The 21,904-nt window shown below is 68.2% G+C and carries 16 protein-coding genes; 8 read left to right on the top strand and 8 right to left on the bottom strand.

Features of this window, described 5'->3' with window-relative positions:
- The first annotated feature begins 14 nt into the window (after positions 1–14).
- Positions 15–1,271, top strand: a complete 1,257-nt coding sequence (locus tag RKE25_RS10575; RefSeq protein WP_311842174.1) for a serine hydrolase domain-containing protein — start codon at positions 15–17, stop codon at positions 1,269–1,271.
- A gap of 37 nt (positions 1,272–1,308) precedes the next feature.
- Positions 1,309–1,842 (top strand): DUF2884 family protein, encoded by a 534-nt coding sequence (locus tag RKE25_RS10570; protein ID WP_311842173.1) that lies wholly within the window; start codon positions 1,309–1,311, stop codon positions 1,840–1,842.
- A gap of 102 nt (positions 1,843–1,944) precedes the next feature.
- Here RKE25_RS10570 and RKE25_RS10565 read toward each other — a convergent pair whose 3' ends face one another.
- Positions 1,945–3,342: a class II fumarate hydratase gene (locus tag RKE25_RS10565; RefSeq protein ID WP_311842172.1), complete on the bottom strand. Its 1,398-nt coding sequence runs from the start codon at positions 3,340–3,342 to the stop codon at positions 1,945–1,947.
- Between the two features lie 145 nt (positions 3,343–3,487).
- On the opposite strand from RKE25_RS10565, the gene purB reads away from it, so the two are divergent.
- A complete protein-coding gene (purB, locus tag RKE25_RS10560; RefSeq protein WP_311842171.1) occupies positions 3,488–4,855 on the top strand; it encodes an adenylosuccinate lyase in 1,368 nt (455 codons plus the stop codon).
- Between the two features lie 55 nt (positions 4,856–4,910).
- Here the strand turns inward: purB and gstA are convergent, their stop codons facing one another.
- Positions 4,911–5,531, bottom strand: coding sequence for a glutathione transferase GstA (gene gstA, locus RKE25_RS10555; protein ID WP_311842170.1), 621 nt, complete (start codon positions 5,529–5,531; stop codon positions 4,911–4,913).
- 154 nt (positions 5,532–5,685) lie between these two features.
- On the opposite strand from gstA, the gene RKE25_RS10550 reads away from it, so the two are divergent.
- A complete protein-coding gene (locus tag RKE25_RS10550) occupies positions 5,686–6,054 on the top strand; it encodes a helix-turn-helix domain-containing protein (RefSeq protein ID WP_311842169.1) in 369 nt (122 codons plus the stop codon).
- A gap of 263 nt (positions 6,055–6,317) precedes the next feature.
- Here the strand turns inward: RKE25_RS10550 and cysK are convergent, their stop codons facing one another.
- Positions 6,318–7,259: a cysteine synthase A gene (gene cysK / locus RKE25_RS10545; protein ID WP_311842168.1), complete on the bottom strand. Its 942-nt coding sequence runs from the start codon at positions 7,257–7,259 to the stop codon at positions 6,318–6,320.
- A 64-nt stretch (positions 7,260–7,323) separates the two neighbouring features.
- Entirely contained in the window at positions 7,324–8,772 is a 1,449-nt protein-coding gene (cysG, locus tag RKE25_RS10540) for a siroheme synthase CysG (RefSeq protein ID WP_311842167.1), read from the bottom strand.
- Positions 8,773–9,102: 330 nt separating this feature from the next.
- Between cysG and RKE25_RS10535 the strand changes: the two genes are divergently transcribed.
- Positions 9,103–10,086, top strand: a complete 984-nt coding sequence (locus RKE25_RS10535; RefSeq protein WP_311842166.1) for a LysR substrate-binding domain-containing protein — start codon at positions 9,103–9,105, stop codon at positions 10,084–10,086.
- A gap of 356 nt (positions 10,087–10,442) precedes the next feature.
- Here the strand turns inward: RKE25_RS10535 and RKE25_RS10530 are convergent, their stop codons facing one another.
- Genes RKE25_RS10530 through RKE25_RS10515 form a run of 4 tightly spaced genes read right to left on the bottom strand, consistent with a single transcriptional unit; the run spans position 10,443 to position 16,457 of the window.
- A complete protein-coding gene (locus tag RKE25_RS10530) occupies positions 10,443–12,200 on the bottom strand; it encodes a bifunctional sulfate adenylyltransferase/adenylylsulfate kinase (protein ID WP_311842165.1) in 1,758 nt (585 codons plus the stop codon).
- 39 nt (positions 12,201–12,239) lie between these two features.
- Complete coding sequence (locus RKE25_RS10525; protein ID WP_311842164.1) at positions 12,240–12,962, bottom strand: phosphoadenylyl-sulfate reductase; 723 nt, start codon at positions 12,960–12,962, stop codon at positions 12,240–12,242.
- Positions 12,959–14,653 (bottom strand): assimilatory sulfite reductase (NADPH) hemoprotein subunit, encoded by a 1,695-nt coding sequence (gene cysI, locus RKE25_RS10520; RefSeq protein ID WP_311842163.1) that lies wholly within the window; start codon positions 14,651–14,653, stop codon positions 12,959–12,961. Before cysI ends, RKE25_RS10525 begins: the two co-directional genes overlap by 4 nt.
- Position 14,654: 1 nt before the next feature.
- Complete coding sequence (locus tag RKE25_RS10515) at positions 14,655–16,457, bottom strand: assimilatory sulfite reductase (NADPH) flavoprotein subunit (protein WP_311842162.1); 1,803 nt, start codon at positions 16,455–16,457, stop codon at positions 14,655–14,657.
- Between the two features lie 196 nt (positions 16,458–16,653).
- Between RKE25_RS10515 and RKE25_RS10510 the strand changes: the two genes are divergently transcribed.
- From RKE25_RS10510 to RKE25_RS10500, 3 genes are all read left to right on the top strand, one after another.
- Positions 16,654–17,841, top strand: coding sequence for a cupin domain-containing protein (locus RKE25_RS10510; RefSeq protein ID WP_311842161.1), 1,188 nt, complete (start codon positions 16,654–16,656; stop codon positions 17,839–17,841).
- Positions 17,838–18,782, top strand: a complete 945-nt coding sequence (locus RKE25_RS10505; protein ID WP_311842160.1) for a GNAT family N-acetyltransferase — start codon at positions 17,838–17,840, stop codon at positions 18,780–18,782. Before RKE25_RS10510 ends, RKE25_RS10505 begins: the two co-directional genes overlap by 4 nt.
- A gap of 259 nt (positions 18,783–19,041) precedes the next feature.
- A complete protein-coding gene (locus RKE25_RS10500) occupies positions 19,042–21,879 on the top strand; it encodes a 2-oxoglutarate dehydrogenase E1 component (protein ID WP_311842159.1) in 2,838 nt (945 codons plus the stop codon).
- Positions 21,880–21,904 lie beyond the last annotated feature (25 nt).

The following is a 21,904-nucleotide window of genomic DNA, read 5'->3' as shown; positions in this document are numbered from 1 at the left end:
TGCGAGGGGGTTCCATGCGTCCGTCTGCCAGGTTTTCGTTCGCGTGCCGATGGCTCATCGGCGGCTGCCTGCTCACCGCCGCCGCCCATGCGGCGGACACCGCGCCCCCGCGACTTCGCGGAGCCGCGCTGGACAAGGAGGTCGCCCGCCTGATGCAGGCCGCCCACGTGCCGGGCCTGGCGCTGGCGGTGATCGAGAACGGCAAGGTCGTCCATCTGCGCGCCTACGGCCAGCGTGACGTGGAAAAGCAGCTGCCGCTCACCGTCGACACGGTGATGTATGCCGCCTCGATCACCAAGGCCGCCTTCGCCTACGCCACGCTCAGCCTGGTCGACCAGGACAAGCTGGATCTGGATACCCCGATCGACAAGCTGCTGCCCAAGCCCCTGCCCGACTACGACAAGTACGCCGACCTCGCCGACGACCCGCGCTGGCGTGCCATCACGCCGCGGATGCTGCTCACCCACCGCGCCGGCTTTGCCAACTTCCGCTACTTCCCGCCGGGCGCCACCGCCTACGACCCGAACGGCAAGCTGAACATCTACGCCGAGCCCGGAACGCGCTACGCCTATTCCGGCGAGGGCATCAACCTGATGCAGTTCGTGCTGGAACAGGGCCAAGGCGTCGACGTCGGCGAGTTGATGCAGAAGCAGTTGTTCGACCGCTATGGCATGCGCCGCACCTCGATGACATGGCGCGCGGATTTCGCCGACAACCTCGCCATCGGCTACGACGAACAGAGCAAGCCGCTGGGCCACCGGCAGCGCGGCTCCGTCCGCGCGGCCGGTTCCATGGACACCACCCCGCGCGACTACGCGCAGCTGCTGGCCGGCATGGTGCGCGGCGATGGGCTCGGCGCGAAAGCGCGCGCCGAATGGCTGAAACCTGTGCAGCGGATCGAGTCCGTGCAGCAGTTCCCGACGCTGGACACCGCCACCACGCACGACAACGACGGCATCCGCCTGTCCGCAGCCATCGGTGTGACCGTCTTCCAGTCCACGCAGGGGCCGGTCTGGTTCAAGACCGGCCATGACGACGGCACCAACAACCTGGCGCTGTGCCTGCAGGCATCGCGCGATTGCGTACTGATCATGAGCAACAGCTCGAACGCCGAAGGGCTGTACCGCTATCTGCTGGACGCCACACTCGGCCCGACGTGCTACCCGTGGTTCTGGGAAAACGATATTCCTTATGATCATCCGGAGTGGCGCTCGCCCGAGGCGCGCAAGCAGCCACACCCGCCCTGCGCGCCCGTGCGCCAGGCGTCATGAACACCACGCCCACGTTTCACCAAGGAAGAACCGCGACATGCTCAAGCGACACCTGATCCCGCTGCTCGCCCTGTGCGCCCTGGCCGCCGGCTGCAACGGCGGCACCACCACCACGACCTCCCACGGCAACATCACGGTCCGCGACGGGCAGGTCATCCTCAAGGCCGGCGACCAACCCAAGGCCACCATCGACCAGGGCGGCGCGCTCGCCGTCGACGGCAAGGACGTTGCCGTGGACGATCACCAGCGCGACCTGCTGCGCCGGTACTACGCCAATGCCACGGCCATTCGCCAGCACGGTATCGAGACCGGCAAGGCCGGTGCGGCCATGGCGGGCGAAGCGCTCAAGGGCGTGGCCGAATCCGCCACCGGCGACAAGGACAGCGTGAGCCGCCGGGTCGAAGCCCAGACGCAGCAGATCACCGACCAGGTGATGAAGATCTGCGACGACCTGGCTGGCATCAAGGCCGCGCAGGATGAGCTGGCCGCCAACCTGCCCGCCTTCAAGCCTTATGCGGTGATCATGGACGACAAGGACGTCAGCGATTGCCGCAAGGACGTCAAGAACTGATGCACAGGCTGGGGTGAGCCTCAGGCGAACCCCAGCGTTGCTGGCTTCGATGTATGCCTCGCGATGTTGGGGTTCGCCTGAGGCTCACCCCAACCTACGTAGTCAGCCGCCGCCACCGCCGCCTTCGTGGATGCCGCCCTTGGTGAGCGTCATGGGGTCGAGCAGCTTCTTGAGCTCGTCCTTGGACAGACCGGTGGTTTCCAGCGCCACGTCCATGATCGGCCGCTTTTCCTTGTAGGCCATTTTGGCGGTGGCCGCGCCCTTCTCGTAGCCGATCACCGGATTGAGCGCGGTGACCAGGATCGGGTTCTTGTCCAGCGCTTCCTTCACGCGCGCGGCGTTCACCTTGAAGCCGGCGATCGCCTTGTCCGCCAACAGCACGCTCACGTTGGCGAGCAGGCCGATCGATTGCAGCAGATTGTGCGCGATCAGCGGCAGCATCACGTTCAACTGGAAGTTGCCGGACTGGCCGCCGATGGTGATCGCCGCGTCATTGCCGATCACCTGCGCCGCCACCATCGCGGTGGCTTCCGGAATCACCGGATTGACCTTGCCCGGCATGATCGACGAGCCCGGCTGCAGCGCCGGCAGCTCGATCTCGCCCAAGCCGGCGAGCGGACCGGAGTTCATCCAGCGCAGGTCGTTGGCGATCTTCATCAGCGCGGTCGCCAGCGCCTTGAGCTGGCCCGAGAGTTCGACCGCCGCGTCCTGGCCGGCCATGCCTTCGAAGTAGTTCTCCGCCGAGTCGAAACGCACGCCGGTCAGCTTCTTCAACTCGCGCGCCACCGCCGGGCCGAACTTGGGATCGGCATTGATGCCCGTACCCACCGCGGTGCCGCCCTGCGGCAGCCGGCGCATGCGCTTGAGGCTGTCCTCGATGCGTGCGATGGACGCATCGATCTGTGCCGCCCAGCCGGAGAGCTCCTGGCCGAAGGTCACCGGCATGGCGTCCATCAGGTGCGTGCGGCCGGTCTTGGGCACGTTGCGCAGTTCGCGCGCGCGGCGCTCGATGGTCTTGCGCAGGTGCTTGAGTGCCGGCAGCAGCTGCTCGCTGGCGGTAAGCGTGGCGCTGACATGGATCGCGGTGGGAATCACGTCGTTGGAGCTCTGCCCGTAGTTGACGTGATCGTTGGGGTGCACCTTGGTGCCGCCCTTGCCCGCCAGGTGTGCGATCACCTCGTTGGCATTCATGTTGGTGCTGGTGCCCGAGCCGGTCTGGAACACGTCGATCGGGAACTGGTCGTCGAACTGCCCGTCCGCAACGGCCAGCGCGGCCTTGCGGATCGCCGCCGCCTGGCCCTTGCGCAGGTACCCCAGTGACAGGTTGGCCTCCGCCGCGGCGGCCTTGATCAGACCCAGGGCCCGGATGAAGGCGCGCGGCAGGCGCAGGCCGGAGATGGGAAAGTTGTCTACGGCGCGCTGGGTCTGCGCGCCGTACAGCGCGTCGGCGGGGACCTTCAGTTCCCCCATGCTGTCGTGTTCGATGCGGTACTGGCTCATGCGTGGATTCCTTGGGGTGTCGATACCGGGGTCTCGATGCCCGGCCACTATAGGGCGGTTGCCGTTAGGGGCGTGCCAACCGGCGCGGGGCCGGAACGGGCTCGCCCGTTGTAAAATGCCGCGTTTCCTCTGCCGGATCGCCTCGATGTCTGCCCACGCCCTGACCGCCCTCTCGCCGCTGGACGGCCGCTACGCCAGCAAGGCCGAAGCCCTGCGCCCGATCTTCAGCGAGTACGGCCTGATGCACCGGCGCGTGCACGTGGAGATCGAATGGCTGCTGGCGCTGGCCGCCGACCCGGGCATCGTCGAACTGCCGGCGTTCTCGGCCGCGCAGGTCGCCCAGCTCAAGGACATCGCTGCCAGGTTCAGCGTCGAAGACGGCGCGCGGGTCAAGGCCATCGAAGCCACCACGAACCATGACGTGAAGGCGATCGAGTACTTCATCAAGGAGCGCATCGGCAACGACGCCACCCTGGCCCAGGCCAAGGAATTCGTGCACTTCGCCTGCACCAGCGAGGACATCAACAACCTCTCCTACGCGCTGATGCTGCGCGACGCCCGGCAGCAGGTGCTGCTGCCGGCGTTCGACGCCGTGATCGCCAAGCTGCGCGACCTGGCCCATGCCAACGCCGCGCTGCCGATGCTCTCGCGCACGCATGGCCAGACGGCCTCGCCCAGCACGCTCGGCAAGGAGCTGGCCAATGTGGTCGCCCGCCTGGAGCGCCAGCGCAAACAGCTGGCCGCCGTGGAGATCCCCGGCAAGATCAACGGCGCGGTAGGCAACTACAACGCGCACGCCATCGCCTATCCGGAGCTGGACTGGCGCGCGTTCTCGCAGCGCTTCGTGGAAAGCCTGGACCTGGACTACAACCCCTACACCACGCAGATCGAGCCGCACGACGGCGTGGCCGAGTACTGCGACGCCGTGCGCCGCGCCAACATCATCCTGATCGACCTGGCGCGCGACGTGTGGGGCTACATCTCGCTGGGTTACTTCAAGCAGGCGCTGAAGGCCGGCGAGGTCGGCTCCTCGACCATGCCGCACAAGGTCAACCCGATCGACTTCGAGAACGCCGAAGGCAACTTCGGCCTGGCCAACGCCCTGCTCGGCCACTTCGCCGAGAAGCTGCCGATCAGCCGCTGGCAGCGCGACCTGACCGACTCCACCGTGCTGCGCGCGCTGGGCACCGCTTTCGGCCACACGCTGGTGGCGCTGGAGTCGCTGCAGAAGGGCCTGGGCAAGCTCAACGTCAACGCTGATCGCCTTGCCGCGGATCTCGACACCAGCTGGGAAGTGCTGGCCGAGGCCGTGCAGACCGTGATGCGCCGCTACGGCCTGCCGGAGCCCTACGAGCAGCTCAAGGCGCTGACCCGCGGCCAGGGCATCACCAAGGATTCGATGCGCCAGTTCATCACCGGGCTGGAACTGCCGGCGGAAGCGAAACAGCGCCTGCTCGATCTCACGCCGGGCGGCTACGTCGGTCTGGCCGAACCGCTGGCGCGCGAGATCTGACCGGCACCTCCATGCAGGAAGAAAGGGGCGCGTCAAACGCGCCCCTTTTTCGTTGTCAGGCCGCGGCCTTCTTGACCAGCCCTTCCGCTTCCAGCGCCGCCTGCACCTTGGGGCGTGCGGCAACGCGCTCCTGGAACGCCAGCAAGGCCGGGAACTCGCTGAGGTCGAAGTTGACGTGCTTGGCCCAGTTGGTCACCGTGAACAGGTAGGCATCGGCCACGGTGAAGTGCTCGCCCACCAGCCAGGTGTGCTTAGCCAGGTGCGTCTCCAGCAGGCGGTAGCGCTTGCGCAGGTATTCCGTGCGCTCCGCACGCACGGCGTCCGGGGTTTCCGCGCGGAACAGCGGCGAATAGGTCTTGTGCAGCTCGGAGTTGATGTAGCCGAGCATCTCCTGCAGGCGGTAGCGCGCCGGCGTGCCGTGCGTAGGGGCCAGGCCGCTCTCCGGCTTCAGGTCCGCCAGATACTGCACGATGGCAGGGCCTTCGGTGAGCAATTCGCCGTTGTCCAGCGCGAGCGCGGGTACGTAACCCTTGGGGTTGATCTGCCAGTAGTCCTGATCGTTAGCGGTGCGCTTGGTCTTGGTGTCGACCTTTTCCAGCTCGACCGGCAGGCCGGCCTCCAGCGCGACGATGTGCGGCGAGAGCGAACAGGCGCCCGGTGCGTAATAAAGCTTCATGCAGATCCTCCTCGTGGGTGGCGAACGCCCGAGTGATGGGCGGGAGAGGTGCGCATGCTAGCCATCCATGGTTACTCTTGGATACCACCTAACCGCTGGTAACTTCTAAAATCCGGTAACTCGCCAGTTACCTGCGCCATACGAGTCCGATGCCATGGGCCTGCCCGTCCGCAAGAACAAAGTCGCCCCGCCGCCCGCCTGCCCGCTCAGCGAAGTGCTGGGTTTGCTGCGCGGCGCCTGGGCACCCAACGTGGTGTGGTTGCTGAGCGGCGACGCGCGCCGCTTCGGCGAGTTGCGCCATGACTTGCCGAGGATTTCCGCGCGCGTATTGAGCGCGCGGCTGCGCGAGCTGGAGTCGCGCGGGCTGGTGACGCGGCGCGTGCTGGATACCTCGCCGCCATCGGCGGAGTACGCGTTGACGCCACTGGGGCGCGAGTTGCTGCCGGCGATCGAGGCGCTGGCGAACGTGGGCAGCAAGTTGATTGCCGAGTGGGGCGGGCCGCGCGGCCGCCGGTTGAGATAAAGCTCCTACAGGGAGCCCTTCCCCCGCCGTAGAGCACGCGGGGAAGGCACATGGATGTGCCCGGCTTTGAGGAGCGAGGAAGACGCCGATCCCGCGGGGATTCCCTTCGGTCATCGCAGATGAGGGGCGGGTGCTCGCGGTGACGGAGCTACAGTGCGTCAACGCTTTTGCGTTTGAGGCGGGATTGAGCATTGCGCTCCGCCCGGCCCCTCACCCCAGCCCTCTCCCCGAAGGGGAGAGGGAGTCAGCCTGAGGGGAGCTGACTATTCCACTTCGTCCGAACCTTCATTGACGCCTTCGAACAGGAACGTCGACAGATAGCGCTCGCCGGTATCCGGCAGCATGGCCAGCAGCACCGAACCCTGCGGCGCATCCTTGGCCACCTGCAATGCCGCCGCCAGCGTGGCGCCGGCGGAGATGCCGACGAAGATGCCTTCCTGCTTCGCCAGTTCGCGCGAGGTATCGCGCGCCACGACGTCGTCGATGGGCAGGATCTGCTGCGCCACCTCGCGGTTGAGCACCGCCGGCACGAAGTCCGGTGTCCAGCCCTGGATCTTGTGCGGCTGCCACTCCTTGCCCGACAGCAGCGCCGCGCCGGCCGGCTCGCTGGCGATCACCTTCACCTCCGGGCGCGCCACTTTCAGCACCTCGCCCACGCCGGTGAGCGTGCCGCCGGTGCCCCAGCCGGTGACGAAATAATCCAGCCGGCGGCCGGCGAAATCGCGCAGGATTTCCGCGGCCGTGGTGTTGCGGTGATAGGCCGGATTGGCCGGGTTCTCGAACTGCCGCGCCAGGAACCAGCCGTGCTTCTCCGCCAGCTCCTTCGCCTTGCGCACCATGCCGCTGCCGCGCTCGGCCGCGGGGGTCAGCAGCACCTTACCGCCGTAGGCGCGGATCAGCTTGCGCCGCTCGATCGAGAACGTCTCCGTCATCACCGCCACGAAGGGATAGCCGCGCGCGGCGCACACCGCCGCCAGCGCCACGCCGGTGTTGCCCGAAGTGGCCTCCACCACCGTCTGCCCCGGCTTGAGCGTGCCGCTGCGTTCGGCATCGAGGATGATGGCCAGCGCCAGGCGGTCCTTGACCGAACCGGCCGGATTGAACGCTTCCACCTTGACGTAGAGCTCGACGTGCTTCGGGACCAGGCGATGCAGTTTCACCACCGGGGTGTTGCCGATGGTGTCGAGGATGCTGTCGTAGATCATGAAAGGCTCCAGGGGAATAAGCAGCGTCCGCACATGGTGCGCTCGCGCGGGTGAAAAATTCGGGTCAGCGCGCGGACGCCGAGGCGGACATGGCAATGGACGATACGCCGGCCGGCGCCGCCTCGCCGAGCGGGGGCTCGCCGAACCAGGCCAGGGCCGGCGCCAGGGCGGCCACTTCGCCCAGGATGAGCAAGGCCGGGGACCGTACGGCATGGGCTTGCGCCAGCTGCGGGAGCCGCGCCAGTGTCCCGGTGACCACACGCTGCTCCGGACGGGAGCCGTTCTCCACCAGGGCGAACGGCGTGGCCGGCGCCCGGCCGTGGATCAGCAGGCGCTCCTGCAAGGTGGCCAGCTCGCTCACGCCCATGTACACCGCCAGCGTCTGGCGTTCCTGCGCCAGCGCGGCCCAGTCCACGGTGTCGTGGGAACGGCGGCAATGGGCCGTGACCAGGCGGACCGACTGCGCATGGTCGCGATGCGTGAGCGGCACGCCCGCATAAGCGGCACAGGCCAACGCTGCGGTGATGCCAGGTACGACTTCATAAGGCACGCCATGGGCGCGCAGGTATTCCAGTTCCTCGCCGCCCCGCCCGAACACGAACGGGTCGCCGCCCTTGAGCCGCACCACGCGGTGGCCGGCGCGGGCATGCGCCAGCATCAGTTCGTGGATGCGCTCCTGCGTCACATGATGGTTGCCCGCTTCCTTGCCGACCTCCACACGTTCCGCGTCGCGGCGTGCCAGCGCGAGTACCTCGGGGCTCACCAGGCGGTCGTACAGGATCACGTCCGCCTCGTGCAGCGCCCGGTGGCCGCGCAGCGTCAGCAAGCCCGGATCGCCGGGGCCCGCGCCCACCAGCGTCACCGAACCCACGCTCGCGACCGGCGAGTCGGCCAGCAGGCGCTCGGCTTCCGCTTCGGCCAGCGCGGGCTGTCCCCGGCGCAGCAAAGCAGGCACCGCGCCGGTGAGCAGACGCTCGTAGAAGCGTCGGCGCGCGCCGAGTTCCGGCAGGCGCCGGCGGATCCTGGCGCGCCAGCGCGCCGCCAGGGCGGCGAGCGGTCCCAGCGCGGGGTCGAGCCAGGCCTCCAGGCGCTCGCGCAGCAGCCGTGCCAGCACGGGCGCGGCGCCGCCGCTGGAAATGGCGATGGTGACGGGCGCCCGGTCGATCACCGCCGGTACCTGGAAGCTGGACAGCTCGGCGTCGTCCACCACATTGACGAACAACCGGCGCCGCGCCGCCAGCGTAGCGATGCGGCGGTTGAGCAACGGCTCGCCGGTGGCGGCGATCACCAGCCAGCAAGCGTCGAGCCACGCGTCCTCGAACTCGCCTGCGCGCAAATTAATGCGACCCGCCGCGGCCCACGCCGCCAGCGCCGGGGAGATCGACGGCGCTCCCACGACGACCGCCGCGCCGGCCTCGAGCAGCATCGCCGCCTTGCGCTCGGCGACCGCGCCGCCGCCCACCACCAGCACGCGGCGCCCGGCGAGGTCGGCGAACAGCGGGTAAAGCTTCATGAGACAGGAACTCCGTGCGGCTCGAAGCGCGAAAGGGGAGCTTCGACGCTAGGCACCGGCAGGCGGCGGCGCAAATGATTTGTCGTGACGCCTTATGCCGTAGGGTTATGTCGCCGCCCGCGGTTTTTGTCATGAGAGGGGCCTTTGCGTTGACGCATCCATGAAATAGAGGTATAGACGTCCAAATGCGCCTGGCCGGACACGCCCTTAACCCCCTGCCGACCGCCCTCCCGGGTGTCGTCGGCGCGTGCCGGCCTTGCCTCATGCGATGTACCACCGCGGTGCCAGCAAGCCAGTCTCACCGACCTGCCCGCTCCAGGATGTCCTCGCATGACCTTGACCCAATTGCGTTATCTCGTCGCCATCGCCGACGCCGGCCTCAACATCACGCTCGCCGCCGAACGGGTGCATGCCACCCAGCCCGGACTCAGCAAGCTGCTCAAGCAGCTGGAGGACGAGCTCGGTTTCCAGCTGTTCCACCGTAAAGGCCGCAGCCTCGACTCGATCACCCACGCCGGCAGCCACGTGCTGGAGCGCGCGCGGACGATCCTGGCTGAGGCCACCAACATCCGCTCCATCGCCGCCAACCTGCGCAACGAGTCGCACGGCACCCTGCGCGTAGCCACCACGCATACGCAAGCGCGTTTCGCCCTGCCGGGCGCGGTCGCCGCGCTGAACCGGCAATACCCGCAGGTCAGCGTGCACCTGCTGCCCTCCACCGACGGCGACGTGATCGGCCTGCTCGAAGGCGGCCACGTGGACCTGGCCATCGTCAGCACCTCGGGCACGGCACCGCCCGGCAATGGCATCGCCCTGCCCGCCTATCGCTGGAACCGCATCGTGGTCGTGCCCGAGCACCACGCCCTGGCGCAACTTGAGCGTCCACCCACGCTCGACGAACTGGCCGCACACCCGCTGGTCAGCTACGACTCCTCACTCAAGCCCACCTCGTCCCTCGCCCGCGCCTTCCACGCCGCCAACCTGCACCCGCAGATCGCAATGACCGCCAGCGACGCGGACCTGATCAAGACCTACGTCCGCGCCGGCCTGGGCATCGGCGTACTCGCGGAAATGGCGTCCGCCCCAGGCGACGCGGATCTGCGCGTGCTTTCCGCCGACCATCTGTTCGCGCCGTGCACGACATGGATCGTGCTGCGCAAAGAAAGCGTGCTGCGTGAGTACGCGCTCGAGTTCATCGGGTTGTTCGCGCCGCATCTGGAAAGACGCGCGGTCAGTCGGGTGCTGGCCGGTGGCGGGGGCGCGACGCATTGGCCGGCGGTGCCGCATTGGCGGGAGCGTGTGGTTGAGGTTTAGTGAGTGATGCGAGGGGAAGCTGTGGGTTTTGGAGCGGCCAGTTGAGGCGTTTCCGCGAGCACCCGCCCCTCATCCCGCCTTCTCCCCTGAGGGGAGAAGGAGAAGTGCGGTACCGCGGCAAGCAGCAACGACTTCTTGCTTGCCCAAGAAGAAGTAACTCGCTCTCCGGCAGGAGAGCGAAACCCTCGCCCCGCGAGGGGCGAGACCAGACTGGCGACCACGCAGCGACAATCACCTGCGCCGGAATGACGAGAATGAGAGGACGAAGCGATCGTCAGCGCCTCCCGTTGGGGTTCGCAAGCTCACCCCAACCTACGCCGCCTCGCCAGAAGTGACGAAGATACGAGAGACAACCCTCAAACCTCCAACAACCCTCGATCCCTCAACAACTGCAACACATGCCCCGCCAACACCGCGGGCTCCGCCCCACCCCCATCCACCCGGATCTCCGGCTGCTCCGGCACCTCATACGGATCACTGATCCCCGTGAAATGCGCAATCTTCCCCGCGCGCGCCTGCGCATACAGCCCCTTGCGGTCACGCGCCTCGCACACCTCCAGCGGCGTCGCCACGTGGATCTCGATGAAGTCGCCATGCGCTTCCACCAGCGACCGCGCCTCCGCGCGCGCATCCGCATACGGCGCGATCGGAGCGCAGACCGCGATGCCGCCGTGGCGGACGATCTCGCTCGCCACATAGCCGATGCGCGTCACATTCGCCGCGCGATCCTCGCGCGAAAAACCCAGGCCGCGCGACAGATGCTTGCGCACCTCGTCGCCGTCCAGCACCGTCACGGCGCGGCTGGTGCGTTCCAGCAGTTGCGCGACCACGGCCTGTGCGATGGTGGACTTGCCCGCGCCGGAGAGACCGGTGAAGAACAGCGCGAAGCCGCGCGGCGCACGGACCGGATGACGTTCGCGCAGGATGTTCACCACCTCGGGGAAACTGAACCAGGCGGGGATCTCCGTGCCTTCCTGCAGATGCCGGCGCAGCTGCGTGCCAGAGATGTCGCGCACTTCGTCCTCCGCCACCACCTCCGTGGTGGGCACGTAGGCGTCGCGGTTGGCGGCGTAGACCATGGCGGGGAACGCCACTACCTGGATGCCGAGTTCGTCCTGGTAGCGCTCCAGCAGGTGCTGCGCATCGAACGGGCCGTAGAACGGCCGGCCGTGCGAATCGTTGCCGGGGCCAGCATGGTCGCGCCCGACGATGAAATGCGAGGCGCCGTAGTTCTTGCGGATGATCGCGTGCCATACCGCCTCACGCGGCCCGCCCATCCGCATGGCCAGCGGCAGCAGCGAAAGCTTGGCGCTGTCGGCGGGGTATTGCGGCAGCAGCGCGCGATAGCAGCGCACCCGTGTGTAGTGGTCCACATCGCCGGGCTTGGTACGGCCGACGGACGGCTGGATCAGCAGCTTGGCCCCCACCTTCTGAGCGGCGCGAAGCGTCAGTTCGCGGTGGGCGCGGTGCATCGGGTTGCGCGTCTGGAACGCCACCACGCGACGCCAACCGTTGGCTTCGAACCATGCGCGCAGCGTGCGCGGCGAATCGCGCAGCTCGCTGAAGTCGTAGTGCGCCGGCGCCTGGATGCCGCGCAGGCGGCCACCGAGGTAGACCGGGCGGGTGCGCTCGAGCAATTCGGCCACGCCAGGATGGGCGCGATCGAGCGTGCCGAATACCTGCTGCGCTTCGTGCTCGCGGTCGGGGCGGTAGATGTCCTGCACTTCCAGCACGGCCAGCGGCACGCTCTGCGGATCGCGCAGCACCAGCTCCGCGCCCGGCGCGAGCGAAGCGGCAAACGCTTCGCTGACGTCCAGCGTGATCGGCACCGGCCACAGCGTGCCGTCGGCGAGGTGCAGCTCGTCGACCACGCGCCGGTAGTCGGGCTCGGTCAGGAAACCCTCCAACGGCGAGAAGGCGCCGTTGAGCAGCAATTCCAGGTCGCACAGCTGGCGGGTGTCGAGATCCAGCGCCGGCAGCGTCGCGCTGCGCTGCTTCAGCGCCAGCGCCTCGGCATGCGGCAAATAGAGATCTTTGAGGACGCCACCGTGCGGCGCGATCAGCGGTTCGGGGGCAAGGTCGACGGAACGGGAAGCAAGGGCGCTTTGGCTCATGATGGCTTTCTTGGTATCGGGATGGGCAGCGGTGGATGGTCAAGTGAGGTCGTGGATGCCGCACTCGCGCTTTAGACCGAAGAAACGGGTGTCTTCCGGGTCCATGCCCGGCTCCCAGGGTCGGGTGGTGTGGATGTCGCCGATCGAGATGTAGCCCTGGTCCCACAGCGGGTGATAAGGCAGGTCGTGGCGCTGCAGGTAGCGGCCGACGTCGCGGTCGGTCCAGTCGGCGATCGGATGGAATTTCCAGCGCCCCTGGCTGAGTTGCACGAAGGGAAGATGGCCGCGGGTGCGTGCCTGGCTGCGGCGCAGTCCGGCGAACCAGGTGCCGACGTCCAGTTCGTCCAGCGCACGCCGCAGCGGCTCGACCTTGCGCAATTGGTTGTAGCGCTCGATGCCTTCCACGCCCTGCTCCCACAGCCGGCCGTGGCGCGACTCCATCCAGGCCGTGCCCAGCGGGGCGCGGTAGACCCTGAGGTTCAAGGCGAGGCGTTCGCGCAGTTCGTCGGCGAAGCGGTAGGTCTCGGGAAACAGGTAGCCGGTGTCGATCAGGATCACCGGCAGATCCGGCTGCTGGCGCGTCAACAGATGCAACGACACGGCGGCCTGCGCGCCGAAGCTGGACGAAAGCACGTGGACGCCGGGCGCGTGCTCGAGTGCCCAGGCGACGCGGCGCTCCGCGTCCAGGCCGGCGAGCCAGGTGTCGAGTGCTTCGAGCGCGCGCGGGTCGTTCCGTGCTTCCTGCAGGATCTGCGCGTTCACACGTTCACCTCCAACGGAATGCGCCGCGTCGGCGCGGCCGCGACGACGGCGACGCGCCACAGGAAATCGCCGAAGCGCTCGCCGGCTTCGCGCTCGGCGGCATAGCGCGCGAACAGCCGGTCGAGTTCGGCCAGGATGGCTGCCTCGTCCGCGTTCTCCAGGTGCGGCACGTTCAAGCGCTGGCCGCGGGCATCGGCGCCGAGGCGCAGGTCGTAGCGCCCCGGTCCGCGCCCGACCAGGGCGATCTCGCCCAGGTACGGCCGCGAGCAGCCGTTGGGGCAGCCAGAGATGCGCAGCAGGATCGGCGCGTCGCTGAGGCCATGGCGGGACAGCAGCACTTCCACTCGATCGAGGAAATCCGGCAGATAGCGCTCCGCCTCGGCCATTGCCAGGCCGCAGGTGGGCAAGGCCACGCAGGCCACGGCATCGCGGCGGAACGCGCCGTGGCGGCGATAGCCGTCCAGCCCGTGCGCTTCGACGATGGCATCGATACGTGCCCGCGCTTCGGCCGGTACGTTCGCGACGATCACGTTCTGGTTGCAGGTCAGGCGAAAATCACCCTGGTGCAGCTTCGCCAATTCGCGCAGGCCGCTGAGCCAGCGGCGCTCGCCGTGATCGGCGAGACGGCCGGATTCGATGTGCAAGGTGAGATGCCAGCGGCCGTCGTGGCCTTCGATCCAGCCATAGCGATCGCCATTGTGGTCGAAGCGATAGGCGCGCGCCGGTTCGAACGCGAAGCCCAGGCGGCGTTCGAGCTCGGCCTTGAACACGTCCAGGCCGCGGTGATCGAGCGTGTACTTGAGCCGCGCGTGCTTGCGCTCCACGCGATTGCCCCAGTCACGCTGCACCGCCACCACGGTCTCGGCGGTGGCGAACAGCTGGTCCGGCGTGACGAAACCGAGCACGCTCGCCAGGCGCGGGTACGTAGTGGCGTCGCCATGCGTCGCACCCATGCCGCCGCCGACGGCGATATTGAATCCCTTGAGTTCGCCCTGCTCCGCGATGGCGATCAAGCCCAGGTCCTGCGCGAACACGTCGACGTCGTTCAACGGCGGGATGGCCAGGCCGATCTTGAACTTGCGCGGCAGATACGTGGCACCGTAGAGCGGCTCGTGCTCCGGCTCGCCGACCAGCGGTTCGCCGTCCAGCCAGATCTCGTGATACGCCCGGGTGCGGGGCGCCAGTCCGTCGGAGAGTCTCGCCGCCCAGGCATACGCTTCGGCATGCGCCGCCGTCTCGACCGGATTGGCGGTGCTCACTACGTTGCGCACCACGTCGCCGCAGGCGGCGATGGTGCTGGCCAGCTGGGCGTGGATGGCGGCGATGGTCGGCTTGAGTTTGCGCTTGATGATGCCGTGCCACTGGAAGGTCTGCCGCGTGGTGATGCGCAGCGTGCCGTTGGCGTACTCGCGGGCGATGCGATCGAATTCGAGCCACTGCCCCGGCGTGACCACGCCACCGGGCAGGCGCGCGCGCAGCATGAAACTGTAGGCCGACTCCAGCTTCTGGCGGCGGCGCTCCTCGCGCAGATCGCGGTCGTCCTGCTGGTAGCTGCCGTGGAATTTGAGCAGCTTGCCGTCGTCGTCGCTGATGGCGCCGGTGACGGGGTCGGCCAGGCCCTCGGCGATGGTGCCGCGGAGGTAGCGGCTGTCGGCCTTGATGCGTTCGAAGTCGGAAAGCGGTGCGCTCATGTCAGTACACGTCGCGGGCGTAGCGCCCTTGTTGCAGGAGATCGGCCAGCCAGGCGGTGGCATCGTCGGTGGACAGGCCGCCGTGCGTGACCGCCACGTCGAGCAAGGCTGTGTGTACGTCTTTGGCCATGTGCTTGGCGTCGCCGCAGACGTACAGGTGCGCGCCGTCCTTCAGCCACGCATAGAGTTCCTCGCCGCGCTCGCGCAGGCGGTGCTGTACGTAGACCTTGTCCGCGCCGTCGCGCGAGAACGCCAGGTCCAAGCGGTGCAGCACACCCTGCCGCAGCGCTTCCAGCCATTCGACCTGGTAGAGGAAGTCATCGCCGAAGTGCCGGTTGCCGAAGAACAGCCAGTTGCGCCCGCGCGCGCCGGTCTCGCGGCGTTCCTGCACGAAGGCGCGGAACGGCGCCACGCCGGTGCCGGCGCCGATCATGATCACGTCGCGGCTGTCGTCCGCCGGCAGGCGGAAGCGCTCGTTCGGTTCGATGAACACGGGCACGCGTGCGTCCTCGGCGCTGTCGGCGAGGAACGAGGACGCGGCGCCCCCATGCCGTTCGCCGAAGGCTTCGTAGTCCACCTTCGATACGGTGAGATGCACCTCTTCGCCCACGGCCGCAGGGCTGGAGGCGATCGAATACAGACGCGGCGTGAGCGGACGCAAGGCCGCGATGAGCGCCGCAGGCTCCCAGCGCGCCGGATAGCGGCGCAGCAAGTCGATGGGCTGGTGCGTATCGAGCAGTATCGCCAGCGCGGCCGGATCGTCCTGCAGCAGCCGCGCGAGTTCCGCGTCGCCGCCCACATCCGCGTGAGCCTGTACGAAGCCGCGCGACAGTCGGGTCAGTTCGCGCTCGTCGGCCAGCCACCGCGCCAACGTCAAGGTGCGGCCGCCATGGGTCACGGGCTGTTCGCCGTCCCAGCGCAGCGTTTCCAGCCATTGGTTCACCAAGGGCGTGGAGTTGCGGGGCCATACGCCGAGCGCGTCGCCGGGCTGGTAGCTGAGGCCGGAGCCTTCCAGCGACAACTCCAGGTGCAGCACCTCACGCTCGCTGTGGCGGGAGACAATGCGCTGGTTGGCGAGTACGGGGGCGGTGAAGGGGCGGTCGCGGTCATGCTCGACCGGCTCCGGCACGGCGGACGTGGGTACGGCCTGCAGCAACGGCGGGCGTACGGCCGGGGCCTTCAAGACTTCGCGGACGCGCTCCAGCGTGGCGTCGAGCCACGGTGCAGCCACCGCGTCGACGTCCACGTCGGCTTCGGCCAGGGGCTGCAGCCGCGTCGCGCCGAGTTCGGCCAGGCGTGCGTCGAGCTGGCGGCCGATGGCGCAGAACTGCGGATAGCTGGAATCGCCCAGCGCCAGCACGCCGTAGCGCAGCGAGGGCAACCGCGGAGCGCGGCGGCCGGCGATGAAGTCGAGCAGGCCGCGGGCATCGTCCGGCGGTTCGCCTTCGCCCTGGGTGCTGATGACGATGGCGAGGTAGCGCTCCTGCGCCCATTCCTTCGGCTGATAGGCATCGGCGCGCACTAGCCGCACGACCAGCCCTGTCGCCTCGATCCGCTTGGCCAGCCGTTCGGCGACGCGCCGGGCATTGCCGGTCTGGCTGCCGTAGAGCACGGTGGCGCGCTCGGTGGGCGCGGCGTCCTTCGCTTCGAGCGCGGCCTGGCCGCGCGCCGCGAGGGCCGCGCTGCTGGCAGCGATCCAGTACAGCTGGTGGGGAGCCAGCCCTTCCAGCAATCGGCGCAGCTGGAGGTTCTTCTCGGCCGGCAAGGGGGAAGCGAGCGAATCCGGGGCGACGACGGCGTTCAACGGAGGACCTTTGTTTGGACGTCTAGACTTCTATTCGTCCGACCATAGCCTCGCGACCGCTTATGACGGAAAGGATCAGTCGCCATATGCACATGGTGTTTCCATTATTTCCTCGTTAAACCCCGGGTCAGGTTCGTGGGCCGGCGACCGCGCCCGCCCCGGCCGTTTCCGGCATGCCTGCCCGTACAATCCGCCGATGACCAAGACCTCTCTCCCGATCGAAGTCCGCGGCTCGGCCCGGCAGCCCCTGGGCATGAGCCCGGCCCAGTTCCTGCGCGATTACTGGCAGAAGCACCCCCTTCTGATCCGCAACGCCTTCCCGGATTTCACGCCCCCGCTGGAGCCCGACGACCTGGCCGGCCTGGCCTGCGAGGAAGAAGCCCTCTCCCGCCTGATCATCCACGACGAGCGCCGCGACCGCTGGACGGTCAAGACCGGCCCGCTGAGCGAGGAGGACTTCGCCAAGACCCCCAGCGAGAACTGGACCCTGCTCGTCCAGGACGTGGACAAGTGGGATGCGGACGTGGCCGCCCTGCTGGAGTCGTTCCGGTTCCTGCCCAGCTGGCGGGTGGACGACATCATGATTTCGTACGCCGAGCCCGGCGGCGGCGTGGGCGCGCACGTGGACCAGTACGACGTGTTCCTGCTGCAGGGCCTGGGCCAGCGGCATTGGGCGATCAGCGACGACCCGGAGGCGCCGACCGACTTCCGCGACGACGTCGAGCTGAAGCAGCTCAAGCATTTCGAGCCCACCCACGAATGGCTGCTGGAGCCGGGCGACATGCTGTACCTGCCGCCCGGCGTGCCGCATGACGGCGTGGCCTTCGGCGGGCCTTGCATGACCATTTCCGTGGGCATGCGCGCGCCCTCGCGCGCGGAGCTGACCGGCGACCTGGCCGACTACCTGGCCGAACGCCTCGCCGACGAGGACCGCTACCGCGACCCCGACCTCAAGCCAGTCCGCGCCGCGGGCGAAATCGATCGCGCAGCCCTGGCCCGCGTGCGCGACGCGCTGCCGTTCGCGGCGCTGGACGACGCCACGCTGGCCGACTGGTTCGGCCGCTTCATCACCCGCTATCGCGTGGCGCGTGCGCCCGCGGCGCCGGACAAGCCGATCGCCGAGGCCGCTTTCGCCAAGCTGCTGGGCGAAGGCGCGCCGCTGCTGCGACACCCCTGGTCGCGCATGGCCTGGGCTCGCGGCAAGGACGGCGCCACCTTGTTCGCCAACGGCCAGGCCTACCCCGCCCCGGCCGAGCTGGCCGAGCGCCTGTGCGCCGAACGCACGCTAGACGCCGGCCGTAAGCCATCAGCCGCCGAGCGCGCCTTGCTGCTGGCGCTGGTCAACGATGGCCACCTGGTGATCCAGAAGGGGCGCCGCCGGTGAACCTGCAGGACTTCCACCTGGAACGGGCGGAGTGGTCGCGCGAAAGCGACCGCGAGGCGCTGCGGGCGATCCGGATGGAAGTCTTCGTCCGGGAGCAGGCGGTACCAGAAGCGCTGGAATGGGACGAACTGGACGCGCCTTCCATCCATGTGCTCGCCCGCGACGCCGCCGGCGCCCCGATCGCGTGCGGCCGGCTGACGCCCGAACGCAAGATCGGCCGCATGGCCGTGCGCCAGCCCTGGCGCGGCTCGGGCGTGGGCGCGGCGATCCTGCGCGAACTGGTGGCCCGCGCCAGGGCGCTGGGCTGGCCGGAGGTGTCGCTGGATGCGCAGGTCCAGGCGATCGGCTTCTATGAGCGCGAAGGCTTCGCGGCCCATGGCGAGGTCTTCGACGACGCCGGCATCCCGCACCGGCACATGAGCCTGGCGCTGGCCGGCGACGCGCGCCCTGCCCCGCCCCCGGTGTCGAAGACGCTGGTCATCGGCGACCACGAGGCCCTGAGCGATGCCCGCACACGGCTGCTCGGCGGCGCGCGCCATCGCGTGGCGATCTACCAGCCGGCACTGAGCCCCGACATCTATACGGCAGCCGAGTTGGACGAACTGCGCCGCATCGCCACTTCGGGCCGCGGCGCGGAGATCCGCATCCTGCTGCACGACGCCGGCGCCGCCCTGCGCAACGGCCACCGGCTGGTGGCGCTGGCCCAACGCCTGCCCAGCACGGTGCTGGTCCGCGAGCCCACGGACGAGCTGGATCTCGCCTATGGCTCGGCCTATCTGCTGACCGATGCCGGCGGCTATGTATTCCTGCCGGAGGCGGAGCGCCCGAAGGGCCGCGCCGCGCTGGCCGACCGCGCCAGCCAGGCGCCGCTGCTGCAGCACTTCAATGAAGTCTGGGAACGCGCGGCCCGCGCGACGGTTCTGCAGCCGCTCGATCTCTGATCGCGGCGGCTGAATGCCAGCCGGCTCGCGGCACCGGCAGGCAGATGGGTGCTCCTGGCGCCAAAGCCCGCGAAAACCGCTGCCTACGACGATCGTCGGTACCCCTGCCCCTCGAAATCGCGGCCATCAACCCCACTTCGGCAGCATTTGCCGGGTTGCCGCTGTGCAGCACCCCGGGGCTATAATTAACAGGATTTTTCCCCGCCATCCGCCAGGTCGACGGATGGCTGCAGGCCTACCTTCCCTCACCGGTGGTGACGTGAGCACAAATCTGATTCGCGAGTTCTTCGATTCGTCCCAACTCGCCGGCGGCAATGCCGATTACGTCGAGCAGATGTATGAGTCCTGGCTGGCCGACGCTTCGTCGGTACCCGCCGAATGGAATAAGTACTTCGAGACCTTCAAAGGCCGCGAGTCCGGGGACGTTCCCCACTCCGCGGCCATTGCGCGCATCGAAGCGGCGCAGAAGCAGCGCGCCGTCGCCGCCGCGGTCCCGATGGACGACGAGCACGCGCGCAAGCAGGCCGCGGTGCTGCGCATCCTTACCGCCTACCGCTCGCGCGGCCACCTGGCCGCCGATCTCGACCCGCTCGGCCTGGCCGAGAAGCTGCCCGCCCCCGACCTCGGCCTGGCCTTCCATGGCCTGAGCGACGCCGACCTCGATACCGAGTTTGACTGCGGCAACTTCGCCGGCGGCGGCCAGCGCCTGAAGCTCCGCGATCTGCTGGCGCGCCTGAAGAAGGTGTACACCGGCACGATCGGCGCCGAGTTCATGCACATCAGCAACCATGAGCAGCGCAACTGGCTCTACACCCGCATGGAAAAGGCCGCCGGCAGCGCCGGGCTGGACAAGGCCGGCAAGCAGCGCCTGCTGGCCGAGCTGACCGCCGCCGAGGGCCTGGAACGCTACCTGCACACCAAGTACGTCGGCCAGAAGCGCTTCTCGCTGGAAGGCGGCGACAGCCTGATTCCGATGGTGGACGACGTGGTCCGCACCGCCGGCGACAACGGCATCAAGGAAGTCGTGATCGGCATGGCCCACCGCGGCCGCCTCAACGTGCTGGTGAACATTCTCGGCAAGCCGCCGAAGACCCTGTTCAACGAATTCGAAGGCAAGTTCGAGCATCCGGACGACCCGGCGCACTCGGGCGACGTGAAGTACCACATGGGCTTCTCCGCCGACGTCAAGACGCCCAACGGCGGCGTGCACGTGGCGCTGGCGTTCAACCCGTCGCACCTGGAGATCGTCAATCCGGTGGTGGCCGGTTCGGTGCATTCGCGCCAGATCCGCCGCCGCGACACCGAGCGCCAGCAGTCCATGGCCGTGCTGATCCACGGCGACGCCGCCTTCGCCGGCCAGGGCGTCAATATGGAACTGCTCAACATGTCGCAGGCCCGCGGCTTCAAGATCGGCGGCACCCTGCACATCGTGGTGAACAACCAGGTGGGCTTCACCACTTCGAACCCGCAGGACGCCCGCTCGACGCTGTACTGCACCGACCTGGCCAAGATGGTCAACGCGCCGGTGCTGCATGTGAACGGCGACGACCCGGAAGCGGTGATCCAGGCCACCCGCCTGGTCTACGACTTCCGCAAGCAGTTCCGCAAGGACGTGGTGATCGACCTGGTCTGCTATCGCCGCCATGGCCATAACGAGGCCGACGAGCCGTCCGCGACGCAGCCGGTGATGTATCAAGTGATCCGCGCCCGCCCGACCACGCGCGATCTGTACGCGCAACAGCTGGTCAAGGAAGGCGTGATCGCCGACGGCGACGCACAGAAGCTGGTGGACGACTACCGCTCGCGCCTGGAAGCCGGCGATCCGATGACCGAGCTAACCAGCGCGCTGGTCAAGGACATCGAGGTGGACTGGAACCAGTTCATCGGCGGCAAGCTCTCGACCCAGGCGGACACCGGCGTGCCGAAGGCCAAGCTGGTGGAGCTGGCCAACAAGATCCTGGAGATGCCCAAGGACATCACGCTGCAGTCGCGCGTGGCCAAGATCTACGACGACCGCCGCAAGATGGCCGCGGGCGAGCTGCCGGGCGACTGGGGCTTCGCCGAGAACCTGGCCTATGCCAGCCTGGTCGACCAGAACTACAACCTGCGCCTGGTGGGCCAGGACGTGGGCCGCGGCACGTTCTTCCACCGCCATGCGGTGCTGCATGACCAGAAGGACGGCCATACCTTCATGCCGCTGGCCACGCTGCGCGACAACGCCAGCGTCGAGGTGATCGACTCGCTGCTGAGCGAAGAGGCGGTGATGGCCTTCGAATACGGCCACGCCACCACCGATCCGTACACGCTGCACATCTGGGAAGGCCAGTTCGGCGACTTCGCCAATGGCGCGCAGGTGGTGATCGACCAGTTCATCAGCTCCGGCGAGTCCAAGTGGAATCGCCTGTGCGGCCTGGCGCTGTTCCTGCCGCACGGCTACGAAGGCCAGGGTCCGGAGCACTCCTCCGCCCGCCTGGAGCGCTTCCTGCAGCTGTGCGCGCTGGACAACATGCAGGTCTGCGTGCCGACCACGCCGGCCCAGGCCTTCCACATGATCCGCCGCCAGATGGTGCGCCCGACGCGCAAGCCGCTGATCGTGATGACGCCCAAGTCGCTGCTGCGCCACAAGCTGGCCATCTCCACCCTGGACGAGCTGGCCACCGGCGAGTTCAAGCTGGTGATCGGCGAGCATCGCGAGCTGCCGGCCAAGAAGGTCAAGCGCGTGGTGCTGTGCTCGGGCAAGGTCTACTACGACCTGCTGGAAGACGCGGAGAAGCGCGGACTGACCGACGTCGCCATCGTGCGCGTCGAGCAGCTCTATCCGTTCCCGCGCCCCGAAGTCGTCGCCGAACTGGAAAAGTATCCTTCCGCCAAGGAAGTGATCTGGTGCCAGGAAGAGCCGATGAACCAGGGCGCCTGGTTCCAGATCCGCCACCACCTGCAAGCCTGCGTCGGCAGCAAGCAGAGCCTCTCTTACGCGGGACGCGCTCGCTCGCCGGCGCCAGCCGCCGGACACCTCAATACCCACGTCGCCGAACAGGCGGCACTCGTCGAGCAGGCACTGGTGGCGCCGATCGGCACCGACCACGCCGCGGAATAAGACTCCTGAAAAGTGCGGCCACGGA

The organism is Dyella sp. BiH032, assembly GCF_031954525.1.
Taxonomy (GTDB): Bacteria; Pseudomonadota; Gammaproteobacteria; order Xanthomonadales; family Rhodanobacteraceae; genus Dyella_D.
The sequence above is the reverse complement of the archived record's forward strand: the minus strand, read 5'-3'. Positions and strand labels throughout refer to the sequence as shown.

Bases quoted from the DNA above. Each gene is read 5' to 3' on its own strand.
- cysG (WP_311842167.1), bottom strand. From the start codon at position 8,772: ATGAAGCTTTACCCGCTGTTCGCCGACCTCGCCGGGCGCCGCGTGCTG.
- gstA (WP_311842170.1), bottom strand. From the start codon at position 5,531: ATGAAGCTTTATTACGCACCGGGCGCCTGTTCGCTCTCGCCGCACATC.
- RKE25_RS10570 (WP_311842173.1), top strand. From the start codon at position 1,309: ATGCTCAAGCGACACCTGATCCCGCTGCTCGCCCTGTGCGCCCTGGCC.
- cysK (WP_311842168.1), bottom strand. From the start codon at position 7,259: ATGATCTACGACAGCATCCTCGACACCATCGGCAACACCCCGGTGGTG.
- RKE25_RS10530 (WP_311842165.1), bottom strand. From the start codon at position 12,200: ATGAGCCAAAGCGCCCTTGCTTCCCGTTCCGTCGACCTTGCCCCCGAA.
- RKE25_RS10535 (WP_311842166.1), top strand. From the start codon at position 9,103: ATGACCTTGACCCAATTGCGTTATCTCGTCGCCATCGCCGACGCCGGC.
- RKE25_RS10510 (WP_311842161.1), top strand. From the start codon at position 16,654: ATGACCAAGACCTCTCTCCCGATCGAAGTCCGCGGCTCGGCCCGGCAG.
- cysI (WP_311842163.1), bottom strand. From the start codon at position 14,653: ATGAGCGCACCGCTTTCCGACTTCGAACGCATCAAGGCCGACAGCCGC.
- purB (WP_311842171.1), top strand. From the start codon at position 3,488: ATGTCTGCCCACGCCCTGACCGCCCTCTCGCCGCTGGACGGCCGCTAC.
- RKE25_RS10550 (WP_311842169.1), top strand. From the start codon at position 5,686: ATGGGCCTGCCCGTCCGCAAGAACAAAGTCGCCCCGCCGCCCGCCTGC.
- RKE25_RS10565 (WP_311842172.1), bottom strand. From the start codon at position 3,342: ATGAGCCAGTACCGCATCGAACACGACAGCATGGGGGAACTGAAGGTC.
- RKE25_RS10575 (WP_311842174.1), top strand. From the start codon at position 15: ATGCGTCCGTCTGCCAGGTTTTCGTTCGCGTGCCGATGGCTCATCGGC.